The organism is Streptomyces sp. NPDC005878 (assembly GCF_040629815.1).
In the GTDB taxonomy this organism is placed as follows: domain Bacteria; phylum Actinomycetota; class Actinomycetes; order Streptomycetales; family Streptomycetaceae; genus Streptomyces.
The window spans coordinates 230838-248439 of sequence record NZ_JBEXWK010000006.1; the positions used below are offsets into that span (position 1 = coordinate 230838).

The 17602-nt window shown below is 69.1% G+C and carries 20 protein-coding genes; 2 read left to right on the forward strand and 18 right to left on the reverse strand.

The window, feature by feature from the left end:
* Positions 1-104: 104 nt before the first annotated feature.
* The 5 genes from ABZ404_RS13315 to ABZ404_RS13335 form a co-directional block, all read right to left on the reverse strand.
* Complete coding sequence (locus ABZ404_RS13315; protein WP_358830761.1) at positions 105-296, reverse strand: hypothetical protein; 192 nt, start codon at positions 294-296, stop codon at positions 105-107.
* Positions 293-1612, reverse strand: coding sequence for a DUF2637 domain-containing protein (locus tag ABZ404_RS13320; RefSeq protein ID WP_358830762.1), 1320 nt, complete (start codon positions 1610-1612; stop codon positions 293-295). Before ABZ404_RS13320 ends, ABZ404_RS13315 begins: the two co-directional genes overlap by 4 nt.
* The gene (locus tag ABZ404_RS13325) at positions 1609-2238 is read right to left on the reverse strand and encodes a WhiB family transcriptional regulator (RefSeq protein ID WP_358830763.1); all 630 of its coding nucleotides are present in this window, start codon (positions 2236-2238) and stop codon (positions 1609-1611) included. Before ABZ404_RS13325 ends, ABZ404_RS13320 begins: the two co-directional genes overlap by 4 nt.
* 124 nt (positions 2239-2362) lie before the next feature.
* Positions 2363-3124, reverse strand: a complete 762-nt coding sequence (locus tag ABZ404_RS13330; RefSeq protein WP_358830764.1) for an ATP-binding protein — start codon at positions 3122-3124, stop codon at positions 2363-2365.
* Positions 3121-3519 carry a hypothetical protein gene (locus ABZ404_RS13335; RefSeq protein WP_358830765.1) on the reverse strand — a complete coding sequence of 133 codons (399 nt, stop codon included), beginning with the start codon at positions 3517-3519 and terminating at the stop codon, positions 3121-3123. Before ABZ404_RS13335 ends, ABZ404_RS13330 begins: the two co-directional genes overlap by 4 nt.
* A gap of 1398 nt (positions 3520-4917) precedes the next feature.
* Here ABZ404_RS13335 and ABZ404_RS13340 point away from each other — a divergent pair.
* Complete coding sequence (locus ABZ404_RS13340) at positions 4918-5805, forward strand: helix-turn-helix transcriptional regulator (protein ID WP_358830766.1); 888 nt, start codon at positions 4918-4920, stop codon at positions 5803-5805.
* A gap of 63 nt (positions 5806-5868) precedes the next feature.
* Here the strand turns inward: ABZ404_RS13340 and ABZ404_RS13345 are convergent, their stop codons facing one another.
* From ABZ404_RS13345 to ABZ404_RS13360, 4 genes are all read right to left on the reverse strand, one after another.
* Complete coding sequence (locus ABZ404_RS13345; RefSeq protein ID WP_358830767.1) at positions 5869-6315, reverse strand: NUDIX hydrolase; 447 nt, start codon at positions 6313-6315, stop codon at positions 5869-5871.
* A 5-nt stretch (positions 6316-6320) separates the two neighbouring features.
* A complete protein-coding gene (locus ABZ404_RS13350) occupies positions 6321-7601 on the reverse strand; it encodes an MAB_1171c family putative transporter (RefSeq protein WP_358830768.1) in 1281 nt (426 codons plus the stop codon).
* Positions 7588-8115 (reverse strand): hypothetical protein, encoded by a 528-nt coding sequence (locus tag ABZ404_RS13355; RefSeq protein WP_358830769.1) that lies wholly within the window; start codon positions 8113-8115, stop codon positions 7588-7590. Before ABZ404_RS13355 ends, ABZ404_RS13350 begins: the two co-directional genes overlap by 14 nt.
* 194 nt (positions 8116-8309) lie before the next feature.
* Positions 8310-9029, reverse strand: coding sequence for a beta-ketoacyl-ACP reductase (locus ABZ404_RS13360; RefSeq protein WP_358830770.1), 720 nt, complete (start codon positions 9027-9029; stop codon positions 8310-8312).
* A gap of 287 nt (positions 9030-9316) precedes the next feature.
* On the opposite strand from ABZ404_RS13360, the gene ABZ404_RS13365 reads away from it, so the two are divergent.
* Complete coding sequence (locus ABZ404_RS13365; RefSeq protein WP_358830771.1) at positions 9317-10138, forward strand: XRE family transcriptional regulator; 822 nt, start codon at positions 9317-9319, stop codon at positions 10136-10138.
* Here the strand turns inward: ABZ404_RS13365 and ABZ404_RS13370 are convergent.
* From ABZ404_RS13370 to ABZ404_RS13410, 9 genes are all read right to left on the reverse strand, one after another.
* The gene (locus tag ABZ404_RS13370) at positions 10125-10259 is read right to left on the reverse strand and encodes a hypothetical protein (RefSeq protein WP_358830772.1); all 135 of its coding nucleotides are present in this window, start codon (positions 10257-10259) and stop codon (positions 10125-10127) included. The genes ABZ404_RS13365 and ABZ404_RS13370 overlap by 14 nt on opposite strands.
* A gap of 296 nt (positions 10260-10555) precedes the next feature.
* Complete coding sequence (locus ABZ404_RS13375; RefSeq protein WP_358830773.1) at positions 10556-11740, reverse strand: bifunctional class I SAM-dependent methyltransferase/NUDIX hydrolase; 1185 nt, start codon at positions 11738-11740, stop codon at positions 10556-10558.
* The gene (locus ABZ404_RS13380; protein ID WP_358830774.1) at positions 11737-13716 is read right to left on the reverse strand and encodes an ABC transporter ATP-binding protein; all 1980 of its coding nucleotides are present in this window, start codon (positions 13714-13716) and stop codon (positions 11737-11739) included. Before ABZ404_RS13380 ends, ABZ404_RS13375 begins: the two co-directional genes overlap by 4 nt.
* Positions 13713-14312 (reverse strand): NUDIX domain-containing protein, encoded by a 600-nt coding sequence (locus ABZ404_RS13385; protein ID WP_358830775.1) that lies wholly within the window; start codon positions 14310-14312, stop codon positions 13713-13715. Before ABZ404_RS13385 ends, ABZ404_RS13380 begins: the two co-directional genes overlap by 4 nt.
* 258 nt (positions 14313-14570) lie before the next feature.
* Positions 14571-14693, reverse strand: coding sequence for a hypothetical protein (locus tag ABZ404_RS13390; RefSeq protein WP_358830776.1), 123 nt, complete (start codon positions 14691-14693; stop codon positions 14571-14573).
* A complete protein-coding gene (locus tag ABZ404_RS13395; RefSeq protein ID WP_358830777.1) occupies positions 14690-15184 on the reverse strand; it encodes a hypothetical protein in 495 nt (164 codons plus the stop codon). The genes ABZ404_RS13390 and ABZ404_RS13395 overlap by 4 nt, the downstream gene beginning before the upstream one ends.
* Positions 15185-15213: 29 nt before the next feature.
* Complete coding sequence (locus ABZ404_RS13400) at positions 15214-15432, reverse strand: hypothetical protein (RefSeq protein ID WP_358830778.1); 219 nt, start codon at positions 15430-15432, stop codon at positions 15214-15216.
* Positions 15432-16820 (reverse strand): hypothetical protein, encoded by a 1389-nt coding sequence (locus ABZ404_RS13405; RefSeq protein WP_358830779.1) that lies wholly within the window; start codon positions 16818-16820, stop codon positions 15432-15434. The genes ABZ404_RS13400 and ABZ404_RS13405 overlap by 1 nt, the downstream gene beginning before the upstream one ends.
* Positions 16820-17602, reverse strand: coding sequence for a hypothetical protein (locus ABZ404_RS13410; RefSeq protein ID WP_358830780.1), 783 nt, complete (start codon positions 17600-17602; stop codon positions 16820-16822). Before ABZ404_RS13410 ends, ABZ404_RS13405 begins: the two co-directional genes overlap by 1 nt.

Consider the following 17602-nt stretch of genomic DNA (forward strand, 5'->3'; position numbering starts at 1 on the left):
AGCGGATGGCGGGGCCTCCAGGGTCGGGGCAGTGGTTTGGCGTCGGGCCGGACCACCGCTTAACGGGGATGGCATGGGCCGTTTGACCTGCGGTTATCGTCTGGTCATCCGCAGATCGGGCAGGTTGCGAAGTGCTGGCCGAGGGCTTTGGCCATGCGGGACTTCACGGCCAGGGCGTTGGTCGCGCTCGTCTTCGCCGCCTTTGTGTCCGCGCTGCGCTGCGAGTGGTTGCGCAGGTAGGTGATGTCCTGCTCGTAGCCGCTCTTGATGCGCGCGAAGCGGTCGCAGGTCCTCATCGCGATCTCCTGGTGTCTCGGGGCAGGTGTGCGAGGGCGGGGTCCGCGTACAGCTGGTCCTGGAGGACACGGAAGTGCCTGTTGCTGACGCTGATATTGGCGTTGCGCAGGTGAGGGCGGATGGCCCGTCGGGTCATCCGGCCTTCTTCGAGGGCGGCTTTGCGCGCGACCGCGACCTTGACTTCCCACGGGACCTCGTCCTGGTCCGCAGGCTTGGTCCGCGAGTCCGACGCCGAGGCTTCCTGGTCCGTGGTCCGGGCACCGTGCGGTCCGCCCCCGGACCCGTCCTCGTCCTGGTCCGCCGAGGGGGCACCGTCCTGGTCCGTTCCGTGGTCCGGCTGGTGCGGGGTGGGGGTGGTCTGCTGGTCCGCGGGGGTGGAGTCGGCCGCTTGGTCCGTGGTCCGCGTGTCGTGGTCCGCGGTCTCCGGGTGCTCGCGGTCCGGCATCTGGTCTGCCGGGGCTGCTTGGTCCGTGCCTGCCGGGCCGGGTCCTTCGGCCGGACCGTGTGCGTGGTCCGCCCGGTCGTGGTCCGTCGGACCATGTGGTCCAGGACCCGCCTGACCTGCGGCGTTGCTGGTCCGGCCCTCGCTACGCGTTGCTTTCCGGCCAGCGGTGGTCCGCTGGTCCGCAGTGGGCTCACCGGGTTCCGTGACCTGGTCCGCGGCCCGTGTGTGCTCGCGGTCCGGCATCTGGACCGCGAGGGCGCCATGGTCCGCCCCCACCGGACCAGGCCCTTCCGGCGGACCAGTGTGGGTGGCTCGTCCGTCACGGTGGTCCACCCCGGCGTGGTCCGCGCGCAGGTGCCCGGCGGACCCCGTCGCCTCCATCCGGACCGCCGGGTGGTCCGCGGGGGCCTCGGCAGGATCCTGGTCGGCCGGGTGGTAGCGCGTGATGAGGATGTACAGATGAACCGCGCCGGCCAGCGCGAGCGGGGCGAGGGTGGAGAGCACAGCGACGACCGTGTCGCCCAGCTGCAAACCGGTGCGGATGGTCTGCTGGTTGAGGCGGACCGCGTGCAGGGCGTTGGCCCAGATGCTTGCTGCGGTGGCGGTACCGAAGAGGACCCAGACGTAGAGCCGGGCACGCAGCGGAGCCTCGGAGAGGACCAGCAGGGCCCGCACCCCGTAGGCGATGAAGCCGTCGATCACGAGCGGAAAGAGGTAGGTGAGAAATCCGCGGATGTGGATGGCGACGGCCATCTGCTGCAAGGCGTCGTAACTGAGGGCGCATCCGGCCAGGCCCAGGACCACGATGGCCAGGCGGTCCCAGAAGCCGACGGGCGCGACGGCGGGGTGCGCTGCGGTGCGGTGGGTCATGCGGCCTTTCCGAGCGAGGAGATCAGGGCGTGGGACTGCACCTCGCGACCGTGCGTCGCCATGTGCTGCTCATCCGGGTCGTCGGGGTGAGGCTCGCGAAGCTCGCCGTCGTGTTCCTCCACCAGGCCCCAGTACAGGTCGCGGGTCTCGATGGCACGGGCGGCTTCGCGCATCAGGTCGCGGGTCCAGTCGAGGTCGGCATTCATCCGGTGGGCTACGCGCTCCGGGCTCCACCCACGCAGGCGAAGATGATGGATGACGGTGCTGCGCTCCGCGGTGCTCAGCGGCACGTCGCGGCCCTGGAGGGTGGCGCGAACGCGGTCGTAGTCCAGGCGCTCACTGCGCTTCTTGAGCCACTGCTGGCGTTCCTTGTCGGTCAGGCCGCCCCAGATGCCGAAGATGACCTGGTGGTCGATCGCGTAGTTGAAGCAGTCCTTCCTCACCGGGCAGGTGGCGCACATCCGCTTGGCCTCGGCGATGGACCGGCGGTCGCGCACCGTGTGGAAGAACAGCTTGTCGGCGCGGGCAGGGTCCATGCCGTGGCAGGCGCCCCGGGCGTGCCAGCTGTGGTCGCCGGTTCCCCGCAGGTCCGGTGCGGGGGAGTCGTTGGTGGTCTTGTAGCGCATGGGAGTCTCCGAGGTCGCCTCGCGGGAAGGCGGGCAGGCAGCACCGTGGTGTGGCGGTGTGCGGCGAGGCGGGACAGGGTGCGGCAGACGGGGCCGCACGTGTGATCGGTGGCGCGGGGGCAGGTCAGGGGCGCTGGAAACGGCGGTCGGGCCCGGTGAACTCGACGGCGGTGCACATGCCGGACAGGCGGGAGAGCACGCGGTCGCCGACCTTGTCGCGCAGCACTGCCTGGCGCGCGGGCATCCGGTCGGTGCGCACGGGCGGCATGTTGCTGGTGAAGATCGTCGGCAGCCGGTTCTGGCAGCGCCAGTTGACCAGCCGGAAGGTGATCTCCTCGGTCCACTCGCTCGGTTTGGCCGCCCCGAGGTCGTCGAGCAGCAGCACCGGGATCCGCATGATCCGCCGCAGCAGGTGCTCGGAGTCCGCTCCGGCGCGCGGGCGCAGATCGGCGTACAGGTCGGCAGCGGTGGTGGCGTGCCAGAGCACGCCACACCCGGCACCGGTCAGCGCGCGGATCGCACCGAACGCCTCGTGTGTCTTGCCGGCGCCGGTGGGGCCCCACAGCAGCAGGCTGGGCCCGTGGGTGATCTCCCTGCGCCCGGCGGTGCCGTAGTGCGGGTTGATCCCCGCGGCGTTCGGCACCCTGGCGTTGCTGGCGATGGTGTTCACCCAGGCGGCGACGTCCGGGTGCTCGGGCAGGGCCGCGCGGTAGTCGACCGGGATGCGGGCCTGGGCGGCTTCCAGGGCCGGGATCGGCTCCGGGGTGCCCGGCAGGGGACGCTCCAGGCCGACGTCCAGGCCGCGCTCGGCGAGCTTGGCCTCCAGGCGCTCACGCAGCCGCTCGGAGATCGCGGGCTGCGGGTCGGCGTAGCGGGCGCGGGTCACAGGCGGCCTCCAAACGTCGTCGGCTCGGCGGTGGGGTTGAGGTACGGCGTGTAGGCGTTGCCGGTGCTGGCCCAGGGCCCCGCGCCGGAGGCGGACGACAGTGCGGCGGCCGACTGCGGCGTGGCGTTGACGATCTCGTTCACCAGGCTCGGCAGGACGCTGGGGTTGAGTCCCTTGGCCCGCAGTTTGTCGAGCGCAGCGCGGATGTCGTCCGCCTTGAACTGCTCGTCGAGCAGGGTGTTGACCTTCCGGCCCAGATGCCCGAGGAAGTCCTCCGGCGGGCGGCGGTTGCAGCCTCGGACGTACTCGGCCACCAGATGCTTGGCCGAGACCTTCACCGAGGGGGCGTCGGCTGCGGGCGCCTCGCGCCCCGTAAGGGAAGATCCAGGATCCAAGATCCTAGATCCAGACGCCGAGGGTTCGTCGAAGCTTCGGCGAGGAGTCGACGAACCTTCGCCGAATTCCTTTTGACCTGCGGAAACGTCAGGTTGCCGAGTGCGGGGACTGGCTGTGCCGTGCACTTCGGAAAGGGCGGGATCCGCCGCAGGCGCCGGGGGCCCGGACAGGGCTGCCGAGGCTGCGGGAGCCATGTCCGCTACCTGAGCGAGGGTTCCACGAGCCTTCGACGAATCTTCGGCGAGGGTTCCACGAGGTGTCGCCGCAGCACCCCGGGGGGCGGGCTGCGTGACGTTGGGGCACTGGCCGGCACCGCATCCACCGCACTTGTGGCCCGCCTGGTGCTGAACACAGCGCGGCACGCGGGAGGCAGACGGACGGTCGATTTTCTGATGCCGCTCCCAGGTGGTGATGTGCAGCCAGCCTCGCCCATCACACCCGGTGTACCGGCAGATCAGCCCGGAGGCGGCCAGTTCTTCCAGGTCTTGCGCGACATGCGTGGCGGTGTGCTCAGGGCGCAAGGCCCACAGGCGCCCGGCGATGATGGCCGGGTGGTCACGGTGTCGGCCGGAGTCATCGGCCTGCGTCAGCAACCCGATGAAGGTCAACATCGCGGTGACCGAGCACTCGGCCAGCGACTCCGACTCGAACATCTCAGGCTTGACCGTACGGATACGAGCCATCAGGCCCCACCTCCTGCGCGAAGCCCGAGCGGACCCCGCTGGACCGGTGTCCGGTCGACGGCGGACGGGGGGCAGACTGCCGCGCCGGTCGGGCTGACCGACCTTTTGCGCAGGGCAGCGCGCATGCAACACTCTCCTCTGAAGTGAGCGCCGCTCCGGGGTGTGTTTGGGAATGGGCCCGGTGCGGTGATGGTGGGTAAATCTCCGGCCCTCGCACGGGCAGGAGTTCCATTGGGCGGTCGGCGCTTGAGAGTTCGCACCTCTCGGGCGCCGTCGCTGTTTTCGGGCTACCCGGCCCGGCTGGTTCGTGTAAGGCCCACGCTGTTCCTCCTCGTCTCTGCCGCCGGGCAGGGTGCCCGGCGGGGGACGACGAACATATGCGGACCCTTCGACAAGATCCAGACTTAGCTAAAGGCTGCGGTACAAGTTGCAGCGGGAGGCGGGACGAGTTGCTTCGCCTGTCCCTGGGGCGTGGTGGACCGGTGGGATGCGGTGGCTAGCTCGTGCACGGTGACTCCGTGGAGGACGGGCCGGATGTTGTGTTTGGCCTGTCCCGCCTCGACGGGGCAGCCGCGTACAGGGACCGGCATGGCGAAATAGCGCAGAGCTGCCGCCCTGGCGCAATCAGTCAAACGAAACTATCCTCGTTTGATCTACGGATCAAGTGGCTAGAGTGACCTAGATACATTCGCCGGACCTGGAAGGACGTGTTGGATGCCGGCCCGTCGGTTCGAGGCCCAGCGGCTGCTGATCGCTCGCCGGGAGGAGGGCCTCAAGCAGAGCGACGTCGCTCAGGCAGTGGGCGTCAGTTCTGCGCGCGTGAGCGCCTGGGAAACCGGGCGGTCGGTGCCTGACCCGGAGAAGCTGCCACGGCTCGCCGAGGCCGTAGGGCGGGACCTGGACGTGCTGTTCCCGCGCGCGGGGCGCCCCGATCTCAAAGATCTGCGCGCTGATGCCGGCTACTCCCAGGCCGCGACTCGCGAACTGACAAAGACGAGCACGGCCGGGCCGGTGGCTGCCGCGGAGAACGCGCAACGCCGGCTGGCGAAGGAATACGAACAGCGCCTGGCCGACGGGTACGGGGTCAGCGTAGAGGCGCTGCGGCGGGCGCAAGAGCGTTCCTTCGGCCATGACGTCCCGGAGCCGGGCGAGCCGGAACCCGCAGACGCCGTCCAAGCCGGCGGTACGACGCTGCCCACCACGCTCGAAGGGAAGATCACGTATCTCCTGGAGCAGCTGCCGGATCCGTTGTCGGACGTCGAGGTCGCCGCTCGGGGGAACAGCAGGGCCGGGGCGCATGTGCTGACGGCGGACCTGGTGCGAGGGCTCAGGACGGGCGCCGTGTCGAGCGCCTCCGACGACGTTCTCGGCGCCCTCGCGGAAGCCCTGGAGACCACGCCCCTCATCTTCAGATCCGGCGATGCCGGTATTCAGCGCGTCATCGCGGAGACGCTGGTGCTTAGGAACCAGGTTGCTGCGATCGCTGCTCGCGGCGGCGAGGAGGAAGGTCTCTCTGCTGAGTTGCTGGCGTTCATCAATCAAGAGGTGGCCAAGGCCAGGGCGGAAGGTGCCGCCCAACGCGAACACCCCGCCTCCGGATAGACCGTTGTGCAGGCAGCGTCTGGCGGCCCGGCCTGCACTTGGTGGCGCGGCCGGGCCCACTGGTCACAGGCGCACGGGGACGTAGGCAGTCCGGTTCTCGGCGTGGGCCCTGAGCGCCTGCTGCCACACGTCAGCCAGGTGCGGAGGGATCAGACCGTCTTCCATGCCGTCGGGCGGACAGAACCGGTACTCGCTCAGCTCGCTCTGCTGCAAGGTGATCGCCGCTTGGTCGCTGGGGCTGAGGGTGCCGCCGTCGAAGATGTAGAGCACCTGTGCGCCCCTGCCGGGAACGGTGATCCAGGCATGGACGAGCAGACGCCCGATGGCCGGAGCAATGCCGAGTTCTTCACGAACCTCGCGGACGGCCGCCTCGCAGGGGGTCTCGCCCTGGTCGACGTCGATGCCGCCTCCGGGCAGATTCCAATAGTCCTTGTACGTCGGGTTGACGATGAGGACCTCGCCGTCAGGGTTGAAGAACACGGCAGCGGCTGATGCGGTCAGAGCGTTCATGGTCATCACTTTGCGGTGTGGGGGTCGTGGGCAGGAGCCAGCGCATCCAGAATTGCGCGGGTATGGGGGCTGGCCTGGCGATACGCGCGGGAGACGCGCAAGAGCAAGGGCACTTCCGAGGCGAAGTCATCACCGGCGGTGTAGAAGGCGGCGGGTGCACCGGCAGGTGCGTCCGCGAACGCAAGTGCGGCCTTGAGCCAGTACGCCTCAGCAACGGCGGCGCCATCGTCAGCGACATGGCCCTCGGCTTCGGCAAGCCGACGCGCTCGCTGGAGCAGATCGGACGGCGCCCTGCGACGCAGCTCGTGTGTGACGTCGCGGATCTCGGTGACGTAGCGGCCGAGGCGAATCTGCGGGGTGGCGTCATGAGAGAAGATGTCGCGCACCAGGTTGATGACGCCGGCGGCGCGGCGACCGCACAGGAGTCCGCTCGGCTGGTGCAGTGCGACGCCGTCAACGGCCAGGACCAGATCCCGCCACAGGGCATGAAGACCGGCGAGGGCCTTGAGAGCGCGGACTCGGGTGGCGAGAGCATGGGTGGCGGGTGTGATGGAGCCGAGCAGCCACAGCAGAGACGCCGCATACAGCACGGTGTCGGTGACATGCTCCTGCGTGGTGCCAGCCGAGGCGGCGGCGGGGTGAAGAGCGATCACCCCGAGGTACGCCGTGCGCAGCACGGCGTACAACACCATCAGAGCCATGCCTGTGGCCATCATCGTCAGCCCGGCCCGCAGACTCCATCGGCGAGCGAGCCGGGCAGCCCGGCCCCACTGGTAGGCGCAAACGGCAGCCGCCGCGGCCGTGTAGAAGTTGAACAGCCCCAGGTACAGGGCCAGGCCCGGCTCGCCGGCATGGCGGCCCATGAAATACGGGCTGTTGACGGCGGTCTTCGAGCGGTCCAAGGCGAGGAAGAACACAGCGATCAAGCACACAACGGTAGCCAGCGAAGCGCGAGCTGCCGTGCGATGAACCACGGAGGTGATCTTGATGTGGCGGGCCGTGGCGTCGTCGTCCCGGTAGACATCCGTGACATAGGTCAGCAGCACACAGATCCCGACAATGGCCAGGGCGTGCTTGAGGAGCGTGGGCAAGTCGTTCATGCCCAGGGGGCCGACTACGGCGCGACCGGTGTCGGTGCGCAGCCACCAGGCGGCGGCGAATGCGGCGAAGGCACCCCACAAGGAACGCTCGCGGCGCTGGCCACGCAGCGCGCTCGGCAGACGGACAGCGGCTTGCAGCAGCAGAAGCCCGATGATCAGGCAGACGAACGCATCAGAGACGGGCACGGTTCTTCCGGGGGGTACGAGTGCGGGGGATGAAGTTCAGACGGGAAAGGTCCTCGTCGAGGTACCGGAGCACGGGATCCTCGATGTAGTCGGTGCCGTACGCCTCGTGGTGCAGCAGATCGGCCACCATCTCGGCGCGCCTCTCGACCGGGGTGTCGTAGCGGTGCCGGGCCATGACGCGGCCTCGCTTGCCCAGACGGTGCAGGACGTTGGGCGGAAGATCCGGGAGGAGCCTGGCGAGGTGCTCGAAGCTGACCTCGCTCACGTCGTCGCACCACAGGTGAGCAAGCTCGTGGAGGATGATCCTTTCGCGGTGAAACGCCGTGGTGCCCTCCACGTAGAGGATCAAATCGATTGGAACGTCGGCCAGTTGGACCCACAGGCCGCACACGTCGGTGTGAGCCAGCAGATAGTCAGGGATGGCCACCAGCTTGATGCGCCGGCCGCGCTCGGCCTCGATGCCGGCGATCAGACCGTCCAGCGTGAACGGCCGCGGCACCGGCATCTGTGCCACAAGTTCCTGGCACTCCTGGCGGAGCGTACGCAGGCTGACCGCCCTCTTGCCTGACCCCGCCTGCCCCCCGGCGGTCGGAGCCGTGCCCCGGCCGCCACGCAGCCTCGTCCACCACATCGCGCGCCACCATCTCCTTGCCCCCCACCACGCTGCCCACAGCCCGTCCGGCGCGGGCCGGTATCCCCAAAAAGAGGTCAGTGCCCCATCGCTACGCCGCCGTCCACCGGCAGGACGGCGCCGGTGATGTAAGCGGCATCCTCGCTCGCCAGGAAACGTACGGCTGCGGCGACTTCATCGGGCCGTCCGATGCGACCCAGCGGCACCTGCCTAAGGAGCGCGTTTTGCTGGTCCTCGCTCAGAGCTGCTGCCATGTCGGTGAGGGTCAGGCCCGGGGCGACCACGTTCACCGTGATGTTCCGCGAACCGAGTTCGCGCGCCAGGGACCGGGCGAAGCCGATCAGACCGGCCTTGGACGCGGCGTAGTTGGCCTGCCCTGCCTCGCCGCGCAGGGCGACCGCGGAGGAGATAAGGATGACGCGACCCTGCCGCGCCCGCAGCATGGCGCGGTTGGCCCGCTTTACGGTGCGGAACGTGCCGGTGAGGTTGGTCTCCACCACCGAGGAGAAGTCATCCTCGGACATTCGCATCAGCAGCTGGTCGCGGTTCACCCCGGCGTTGGCGACAAGGACCTCGACCGCCCCGTGTTCGGCCTCGACCGTCTTATAGGCCAGTTCCACCTGCTCGCCGTCGGTGATGTCGCACTGCACGGGCAGGCACCCGAGATCGACAAGATCTGTAGGCGGCTCGCCGGTGCGATAGGTGAAAGCCACCCTGTCGCCGCCTTCGGCGAAGGAGCGAGCTATAGCGTGGCCGATCCCGCGGTTCCCGCCAGTGACCAGGACCGAACGTGACATGACTGCCTCTCAGAGTTTGCTGCGGGCCCCACCGGATCCGGGGCGCCGTTTCTGATCGGGACTCTAAAGCCGCAGGCAGACACGCTGAAGCACGCGGATTGCGCGATCGGAACTGCCAGTTCCACTTACGATTCCGTAGGAAGTGACAGTTCCCATTGCATGTACATGAAGACAAAGAGTGCGCCCCGCTGACCTGGTGATATGACGTGGTGTATCGATTGCGCTACCACCACAAATCCGCTGGCCGTCGGCTAGGAATGTGTCTCACGACTCAGGGGGTCAAATACGTGACTCTTACCGATTCGTCCGATTCTGGGGCGCAAACCATCACGCGCATCCTGAAGAACGCCCGAGCCCGCCGAGACCCTCGCGATATCCCCGGTGCCGAAGCACTGCTTGGACGACGCGTACGCCCCGGCCTTACCCAGATCGACGTTGCCCGTCTCGTCAACGCGAGCAGTCGCTGGGTCCGGGCTCTGGAGAACGGGGAGCCACGGAACTACAGCGACGCCTTTCTGGGTGCTGTGCGACGCATCCTGAACCTGAATGACACCGAGTGGGATCTGGTCTACCGACTCTCCCGCCACCGCACCCCGCCTCCCCCGGGCCAGCAGCCTTCCGGCGTTCGGCACGCCAGGATGCCGGCGGCTATCCGGACCCTCCTGGAGAGGCTGCCCTTCCCGGCGTACATCTGCGACTACCGGTGGGACGTGCTCGGATACAACGCTCGAATGGCTGCCGACTTTCCCTGGCTTCTGCACGGCCTCAACGTCATGCTGTGGGCCCTCACCTACCCGGAAGCGCGCAACCAGCTCATCGACTGGGAACGCGGCTGGGCTGCGCCCATGATGGCGCAGCTACGCGTCCACGCTGAACAATGGCGTCACGATGCCGGGATGCGAGCAGTCCTCGACACGGTGCTGGCGGACCCGGATGCACGCAGACTCTGGAACTCTTCGGACCTGCCAGCCCTTTCTCACCCCGACAGCGCCGTTCCGCGACGCTTGTACCTGCCTCGCCAGGGCGAGAAGGAGTTCAGTGTCGTGCTCGTCACCATGACCCCGGACGCAATGCCCGCATGCCGCTTGATGATCCTCATTCCGGTGTGACTGACATCCAGCGCCAGCCTTCCTGGCCCGACCATGTGGCGAGCTCGCGAGCGTCGGCGTCCCGTTCAACCTGTCGCCGATCGCCGGGTACGACGTGCAGCTGCTGGTCGATGATGCTCATCAGCGGGCGCTGCCCGTGAACCTGTGAGTGCTGGCTCCGCCGGACTCGCAGTCGTGGGCGCAGACCCAACACGGCATCACGGCCGAGTAGCTGGTCCTCTCGCGAGGTATGAATCCGACGATCAGCCGCGAGGAGTCTCCAGCATTGTGGTCACGACCCGTTACGGGGACGGGCCCGTCTAGGTCTGGCCGAAGGCTTCGGCGGTCGCGATGCCGGTCCTGGATGTTCCGGACATCCACATCGCGCCGCAGCAGCGGGAGAAGGACGGCCCGTTGCTGCGGCGATTTGGTGCACGGTTAAGGACGGTCGTGCGGTGAGGCTGCGGGTAGGAAGCGGGCAGGTGGGTGGTCGATGCGGAGGTCGGGCCTCCAGGCGGTCAAACACTGGGCGGTGCAGTCGAAGATCCTGTTGGGCAGAGCGGTCAACGGCCACCAGCGCCAGGCCCCGATGGCCGGCTCGCGGTCGTGGGGTTCGCCGCGCCAGCGGTTGACCAGCACCGGGACGGTGACCCGTAGGACGCTGTCCACGTGGTCCAGGAGGGTGCCCAGCATGCAGGCGTCGTCGGTATCGGCACGGAGTCCGGTCTCTTCGGCCAGCTCGCGTACGGCGGCTTCAGCGAGGTCCTCGCCGGGTTCGACGGAGCCGCCGGGTGCCTCCCAGGTTCCCCGGGCATGGCGGCCCAGCAAAATGCCGTGCGGGCCGTGGACGAGGACTCCGACACCGACGGCGGCGTGAGCGATGGGCGGTCTCGTGCTGCGGGCCCGCGAGGTGGGGATGAGCGGCCGATGCGCCTGGAAGAGGCGGTAGGAGACTGGGCTGTCTGGCTGACCGGAGTTCAGCACGGTGATCGAGTCGACGATCAGCCCGTTCTGAACCAGCAGGTCCTCCCACAGCGAAGATTCGAGCACCCACATGTGGACCGCCCGCTCCTCGCCGCTGCCGGGCAGACGAAGGGCTTCCGGGCGAGCGGCAACACGGGAGGAGGGCCCGACCCCGGCTGAGGTGGTGTGCAGGGCGGTGAAGACGAGCCGGCCGCCGGGTGCGAGGGCGTCGGCGAGGACGGGCAGCAGCCGGTCGGGATCGAGGTAGGGCAGCCCGTTGATGGAGTAGATCACCTCGTACGGGTCGGCATCGGCCAGGTGCCGGACCGCGTCGGCCAGTACGAACTGGATGCCAGGCAGAGCGCCGTATCGCTCGGTGGCGCGCTCGTGCTGGCTGGGGGAGGCGTCCACGGCGTCGACCAATGCTCCGTGCTGAGCGAGGTAGGCGGCATGCAGGCCGAGCCCGGAGCCCAGGTCCAGGAGCCGCCGGCCACGGAGGCTCCCGAGGATCTCGACACCGGGGCCCGTTCCGGCGTTGCCCCAGTGCCACTGGGCGAGGTCGGGGATGTCGGGACGGTGCTGGAGCTGGTGGCAGCCGTAGACGTGCCAGGTGGCGGCGTTGGCTTGTTCAGCGCCAAGAGCGGTGAGGCGAGCGATCACGGGGAGTCTCCAGCGGGCTTTTCGGCGGTCAGAGGGGTGGCTTGGGCGGGGACGGTGTGCTGGTAGGCGCTGGACTGCAACAGGTAGGCGTCGCGGAAAGCTCCGGTGCTGGCGACGGGGTCCATGAGCTGGTCGAAGGTGCCTTGTTCGACGATGGGTCCGCGGTCCAGGACCACGATGATGTCGGCGTGCCGGACGCTGTGGAGGCGGTGGGTGACCAGCACCACGGTCTGGCCTTGGCGGGCCAGGGCGCGGATCTGGTCGAAGGTCTTCTGCTCGGCCTTGGGGTCGAGGGCGCTGGTGGGCTCGTCCGCCACGAGGACCTGGCCCTGGCGGAAATATGTGCGAGCAAACCCGAGCCTCTGCCACTGCCCGCCGGAGATCTGCTGGCCGCCCTTATAGCCGCGCGACAGCAGTGTGCTGAGTCCGTTGGGCAGCTCGGTGATCACATCGTCGGCGCCCGCGAACCGGGCCGCCTCCATCAGTTCGTCGTCCTGGAACGGGTCGGCTGGGCGGCCGATGCCGATGTTGACCCGGGCGGTGAAGGGCCAGCGGTGGAAATCCTGGGCGAGGGTGGCGACCCGATTGTAGATCTGGGCCCGGCTGGCGGTGACGGAGTCCACCTGGTCCCACCAGATTCGGCCCGCGTCCGGCGCGTACAGACCGCACAGCAGCTTGACCAGGGTGGTCTTGCCCGAGCCGTTGCTGCCCACCAGCGCGATCGTCGTCCCTGCGGGCAGCACCAGGTCGATGTCGCTGAGGGCGGGGGCGTCCTTGCCGGGGTAGGTGAAGGAGACCCTCTCGAACCGGATCGTCGCGTGATCCGGCAGGTCGACGCCGTCGGTGGGGATCGCGCGCCGCTCCGCTTCGGTGCACAGCCGCTCGTAGTCGCCGACGAAAAGGCTCTCCTGGTGCATGTCGGAGATCTCCAGGACGCACCGGCGCAGGGATGCGGATCCGGAGCGGATGGCCAGGACCGCGGTACCGCCGACAGACAGGGCCATCGCCCCGGTCCACAGCAGCAGTCCGAGCACCCCGAACGTTGCCGCCGTCGCGGCACCGGTCGCGGTGGCGGCGAACAGTCCGGTGCGCGCGTCCTGGCGGGCGAGCCGGTCCTGCTCGCGCTCGGTGGTGTCGGCCATGCCTCGGAAGTGCCGCAGCAGCCACGGGCCGATGCCGTGCAGGCGAAGCTCGGCGGCGGCGCTCTGCTCGATCATCAGGCGGGTCAGGAGCTGGGCGGCACGCGCGTGCTGCACGAATTTATGGAAGGAGATGTAGCGGCGTCGTGCTTTGGCCATCGCGCCCCAGGCGCTGGGCACGGTCATCAAGAGCAGCAGGGGGTGCAGCACGGTCAGTACGCCGGCCGCCGCGATCAGCGAGATGAGACTGTTGACCACGTTGGTGGTGTACTTCACCATCCGGCGGGCCCAGTCCGCGCCCCAGGATGCTGAGTTCAGGAGCCGGTGGAACTCGTCGTCCTCGATCGCCTTGAGTTCGACCCCGGAGACCAGTGTCAGGTACCTCTCGGTGGCGACGCGTTGGACGCGTGGCTCCAGGGCGCCGGTTGCGGCGGTGGACGCGGCGGTGCACAGTGCGCCGACCATCCCTGTCACCGCGACCGCAAGGAGCGCGGGCAGGGCATCAGTGATCCGCGCCGGGACGGTGCCTGGGGCGAGGAGGTGGGCGAGCACCATATTGACCGCCACCAGGGAGATGGCCTGCGCGACCCCTGAGAAGACCTCGGCCGCCGCGACGGTGCGTAGGGCGCTGCGGTCCGCCAGGGCCGCCAGGCGCACGGACGTTGCCACGAGCCGGGGCAGATTCCGCGCCATCGACCACAGGGACAGCCCCAGCCACGCGCCGTGGTGCGCGTTCCAGCCCATGTCGTACTCCAACTGCCCGCCGAACAGCAGCTCTTCGGAGGCTGAGACCTTCTCAGCTTCGGCTTCGTCGGACAGTGACTCGTCCTTCTTCATGCCGTCCCCCGCTCGCGGGTGGCCGGTACACGCAGGCACGTCTGGAGGGTGCCGGTGACGAACAGGTCCAGGAGGGCGGCCGTGGCCGGGTGGCAGTCGGCGGGCGGCTCGCCCGGCTCCGCCCAGACCAGCTCCACCTCCCCCTGGCTACCCGCGTTGCGCGGCTCGCCCCTCCAGCGCTGCGCGGTGAACAGCAACACCAGATACCGCTCGCCGTCGCCGACTTGGAGGTGCGCGGTGCCGCAGTACTCCACGTCGGAGGCATCGACCTGGACGCCAACGGCCGCGTCGACCGCTCGGCGGGCGCTGTCGTCCGCCCACTCGCTGCCTGTCAACGCGCCGCCGACCAGGACGAGTCGCCGGTCGGCTGCGGGTTCGGTCCGGCGCAGGAGCAGGACCCGGCCGTCCGGCCGGTGCAGGACGGTGGCGGTGTCCACCGCCGGGCGGAAGCGGTCGCGTTTCCCGTTCAAGTCGGGGACGGCGCCCCTGGCGGGGGGATGTGGCTGATGGAGGGGGCGGGCGGCGGGCTGTTCGACGCACACGGGGTGCTGTTCGAACTTGGGCTGGTCGCCGGTGCAGTGCATGCGGTGTGGCATGGACGCCTCCTCGTTGACGTGACGCTCGGACAGGTGCTCGGACTAACGGCCCCCGATGGCGCACGTTCGGGTGGTGAGGGGGCGAACTCTTCGGGCTGATGTGCGGTTTCGCGCCTGGGGCCTTGCAGAGCCCGAGCCGGGGCCGGTTCGATCACGCAGATGGGTGTCCGAGTCCGCATCGCACACGATCCGGGGATTGCGCGGCCCCGTGTACGGCAAGGGCCGGAGGCCGTGGTGGAGTGGGCTGCGCTGCTGCGTCTAGCGCCGCAGCAGCGCGACGAGGCGGTGCCACAGGCGCACCGGCAGGGAGGTCGAGCTGCCGCCGAGCGTGAGCGCGGGGACGGGCTCGGGCTTGTCCTTAGCAGGCTTGTCCGTGGTCATGTGCACTGCTCCTTGTTCACGGCCACGCCGGAGGTGTGGGCCTGTCCGGAGTCGCCGCCGTTCTTGTCCGAGAGCATCTCGACGGACGCGGTTATGCGGGTCCGGTAGAACCCTGGCACGCAGCCGATGGCGACCGTGGCCTTCTTCGTGACGTTGATACCGGCGGTTGCCCGGTAGGCGGCGCGCCGCTGCTCGGCCCAGGAGCCGTTGATGGTCCGCTTGTCGACGATCACGGTCAGTTCGTGGCGCAGGACAGCGGCCCGGCAGACGGCGTCGGCGTATCCGGTGATGCGACCGCCGGTCACGTACGGTTCGGAGATCCGCTGGCTGCAGCGGCCGAGCAGCACGTTGCCGGAGTAGGTGACGCCTTTGTCGGACGTTCCCGAGCTGCTGCTGGAACAGCCGCTGTCCTCGGCCGCCAGAGTGACGGTGAGGGCGACGGCGGCGGCTAAGCAGGCCAGGACCCGGCGTATTCGAGGGACGGTTGGCATGACGGGCTCCTGAGTCTGACAAGGGGAGGTCAGCCGAATAGGTGGATGAGGGCCCAGAGGAAGCCGTACCAGAGGCTGACGATCGCCAGCAGCGCCAGCGCTGCGGCGACCAGCGGCGGGCCCATGCGCTCGCTGGCCCGCTCCTTTGCCTCGGCCTTCGCCTTCTCCTCTTCCAGGCGTGCCTGCTGGTCTACCCAGCAGCTGTGGCAGTGGGCGCCAAATCCGGCGTTCGGTATGTGGCTCTCCATCAGAACGCCCCGTGTCTGGAAGGCAGTTGTTTGCGGAGGCCGTCTGGGCGCCCCAGGTTGCGGGATGGCCGGAGGTGGCCTGCGGCCCGGCCGGCTGTGTCTCGGCGCATCGCGGTCTGGCCCAGGTCGGCCAGGCGCGGAAGGAAGGACACGTCGAGTTGTTCCACGGGGTGCAGCAGCCCTTTCGAGCAGGTCTTGGCCGCCCACACCGCGTATACGGCGCGCGGGTAGGAGGGGTTGATGCCGATCTCCCCTTTGGGGAGGAAGCCGTTGAAGGGGGTGGGGATGCCTTCGGTGTTCCAGTAGTTCCAGGCTTGCAGTGCCTTGGCGTGCTCCAGGCAGGCGTAGAGCTGGGGGTAGCGATCCATGATTCGCATCTGGCGGAACAGGAGCTGCCCCATCAGGCCGGGCGCGGCATCGGTGAGCGCGGTGAAGGACTGGCGGCGGAAGGTGAAGGCCGCAGCGTCCTGGTCCGGGGCGAGGGCCAGGCAGGCGAAGAGGTGGGACAGGCGGTCTCGGGTGTACTCGGCCGCGCCCGCCGCGAGGCTGGGGTCGATCTGCGCAATCAGCGTGGCCAGTTGGTGGTGGTCAGGATGGAAGCGGGCGAGGTCAAAGAGCTGGTCCATGCCGTCGACCGCCGCGTGCGCCAGGTGCTTGTACAGCCGGTTGTTCAGCTCGCCGCGCTCGGCGTACGCCCGGGTCTGGGGGGTGGTGGAGTGGAGCATCAGGTACTCGGACAGCACTTCGAAGTACAGGTAGCCCAGGAACGGCACGTGGCGGACGGCGGCGGCGAGCTGGTCGACGAACACCGCGGCCGGGGTCCTCCTGCCACGTGCGTTGGCTAGGGCGAGGTCGAGGAACGGCGCGGATGCCCGCAGCCGGGCCATGATCGCCTGGCGCAGCTGCTGGTTTTCGGCCGGGGTCAGGAATGCCGCGTGCTGGAGGTGGGTGCGCAGGTGGATGGGGCCCAGGCGCAGGTAGTCGATGCCCTTGGGCGGTACGGGAGCATCGGGGGTGATCTCGATGACTAGCGTGTCGGTGTGCGGTTTGGTCTCCAGGAGGTACTGGCCGAGATTGTGGGGGCGCAGACCGTCCGGCTCGGGGGTGAGCGGGGCGCAGTACAGGGCGGCGACGAGGCAGCCCGATGATGCGTACAGGTGCCGGCTGGTGCGGATCGCGTCGAGGGCGACTGTGGTGTGCATCAGATGGATGGGGCCGCCGCCGGCCAGGGCGCGGGTCATGGCGTTGTCCCGCAGGAGCCAGCCGTTGGGGGCGTCGGCGAGGTCCTGGCTCCACGCAGCGGGGCTTTGTGCCAGACCGGCTGGGGCCGGGGCGGGCGGGGTGGGGAGGGTGTGGTCGGTGTGGGCGTTGTCCCATGCGGTGTCCATCAGAGCCGAGCTCCTTTCGGCGGGGTGGTGAAGAGTTGACAGGCGTCATCGAGGGCTTGGCGGTGGGTGGCGCCGTTGAGGCGGGCCTGCTCGCTGCGGACCACCAGCTCGAAGGCGACCGTGGGCAGCCAGTCGGGGACGGTGGCGCGTAGGCGGGACAGGTCGGGCCACCAGTGCTGTAAGGGGAGCCGGTAGCGGTCCAGGGCGTCGGCCGCCTTGAGTAGGTCGACCAGGTGCGGGGCCTGCTGGTAGGCGCGTCTCTGGGAGGGGGTGAACGTCTCGTGCGGCACGTCGTGGAGGCCGACGGCCGCCGCCTGGTCCCGGGAGTACGTGGGCAGCTCCTTGCCGAACGTGGTGAGGACGGTGTCGCTGTGGCGCTTCAGCCACGAAGCCGTCCGTTGCCCGTGCCCTGAGTCGTCCCGGTCGTCGTGGCGGCGGCAGTCGTGGACGGCCGCCGCCAGGCACAGGGCCGCGGCGTCGTCCGGGCTGAGCTGGTGGTGCTGGGCCAGGAGATCGGCCAGCAGGCAGACACGGGCCTGGTGGCGGATGCCGTGGATGGAGTCGGCCAGCCGGGCGTCGGCGAACCAGGTGGACTCCGGCACAAAGCGACGGCCAGGTTGTGGGAGGGTGAACGCCACGGGCGCCAGAGCGGGCGTGGGCCGGTTCTGGGCGATCCAGTTCACGGTGGCCCGGTCCATGTACTGGTGGGCCGGAAGCGACCGCTGGACCGCTCGGTCGTGCAGGGACGCGGTGGCAGGCCGCCGGGTTCGTGCCGAGGACAC

Coding starts and splice junctions, on each gene's coding strand:
- ABZ404_RS13345 (WP_358830767.1), bottom strand. CDS start 6,315: ATGAACGCTCTGACCGCATCAGCCGCTGCCGTGTTCTTCAACCCTGAC.
- ABZ404_RS13390 (WP_358830776.1), bottom strand. CDS start 14,693: ATGACCACGGACAAGCCTGCTAAGGACAAGCCCGAGCCCGTCCCCGCG.
- ABZ404_RS13405 (WP_358830779.1), bottom strand. CDS start 16,820: ATGGACACCGCATGGGACAACGCCCACACCGACCACACCCTCCCCACC.
- ABZ404_RS13400 (WP_358830778.1), bottom strand. CDS start 15,432: ATGGAGAGCCACATACCGAACGCCGGATTTGGCGCCCACTGCCACAGC.
- ABZ404_RS13370 (WP_358830772.1), bottom strand. CDS start 10,259: ATGAGCATCATCGACCAGCAGCTGCACGTCGTACCCGGCGATCGGCGA.
- ABZ404_RS13385 (WP_358830775.1), bottom strand. CDS start 14,312: ATGCCACACCGCATGCACTGCACCGGCGACCAGCCCAAGTTCGAACAG.
- ABZ404_RS13360 (WP_358830770.1), bottom strand. CDS start 9,029: ATGTCACGTTCGGTCCTGGTCACTGGCGGGAACCGCGGGATCGGCCAC.
- ABZ404_RS13315 (WP_358830761.1), bottom strand. CDS start 296: ATGAGGACCTGCGACCGCTTCGCGCGCATCAAGAGCGGCTACGAGCAG.
- ABZ404_RS13320 (WP_358830762.1), bottom strand. CDS start 1,612: ATGACCCACCGCACCGCAGCGCACCCCGCCGTCGCGCCCGTCGGCTTC.
- ABZ404_RS13380 (WP_358830774.1), bottom strand. CDS start 13,716: ATGAAGAAGGACGAGTCACTGTCCGACGAAGCCGAAGCTGAGAAGGTC.
- ABZ404_RS13325 (WP_358830763.1), bottom strand. CDS start 2,238: ATGCGCTACAAGACCACCAACGACTCCCCCGCACCGGACCTGCGGGGA.
- ABZ404_RS13340 (WP_358830766.1), top strand. CDS start 4,918: ATGCCGGCCCGTCGGTTCGAGGCCCAGCGGCTGCTGATCGCTCGCCGG.
- ABZ404_RS13395 (WP_358830777.1), bottom strand. CDS start 15,184: ATGCCAACCGTCCCTCGAATACGCCGGGTCCTGGCCTGCTTAGCCGCC.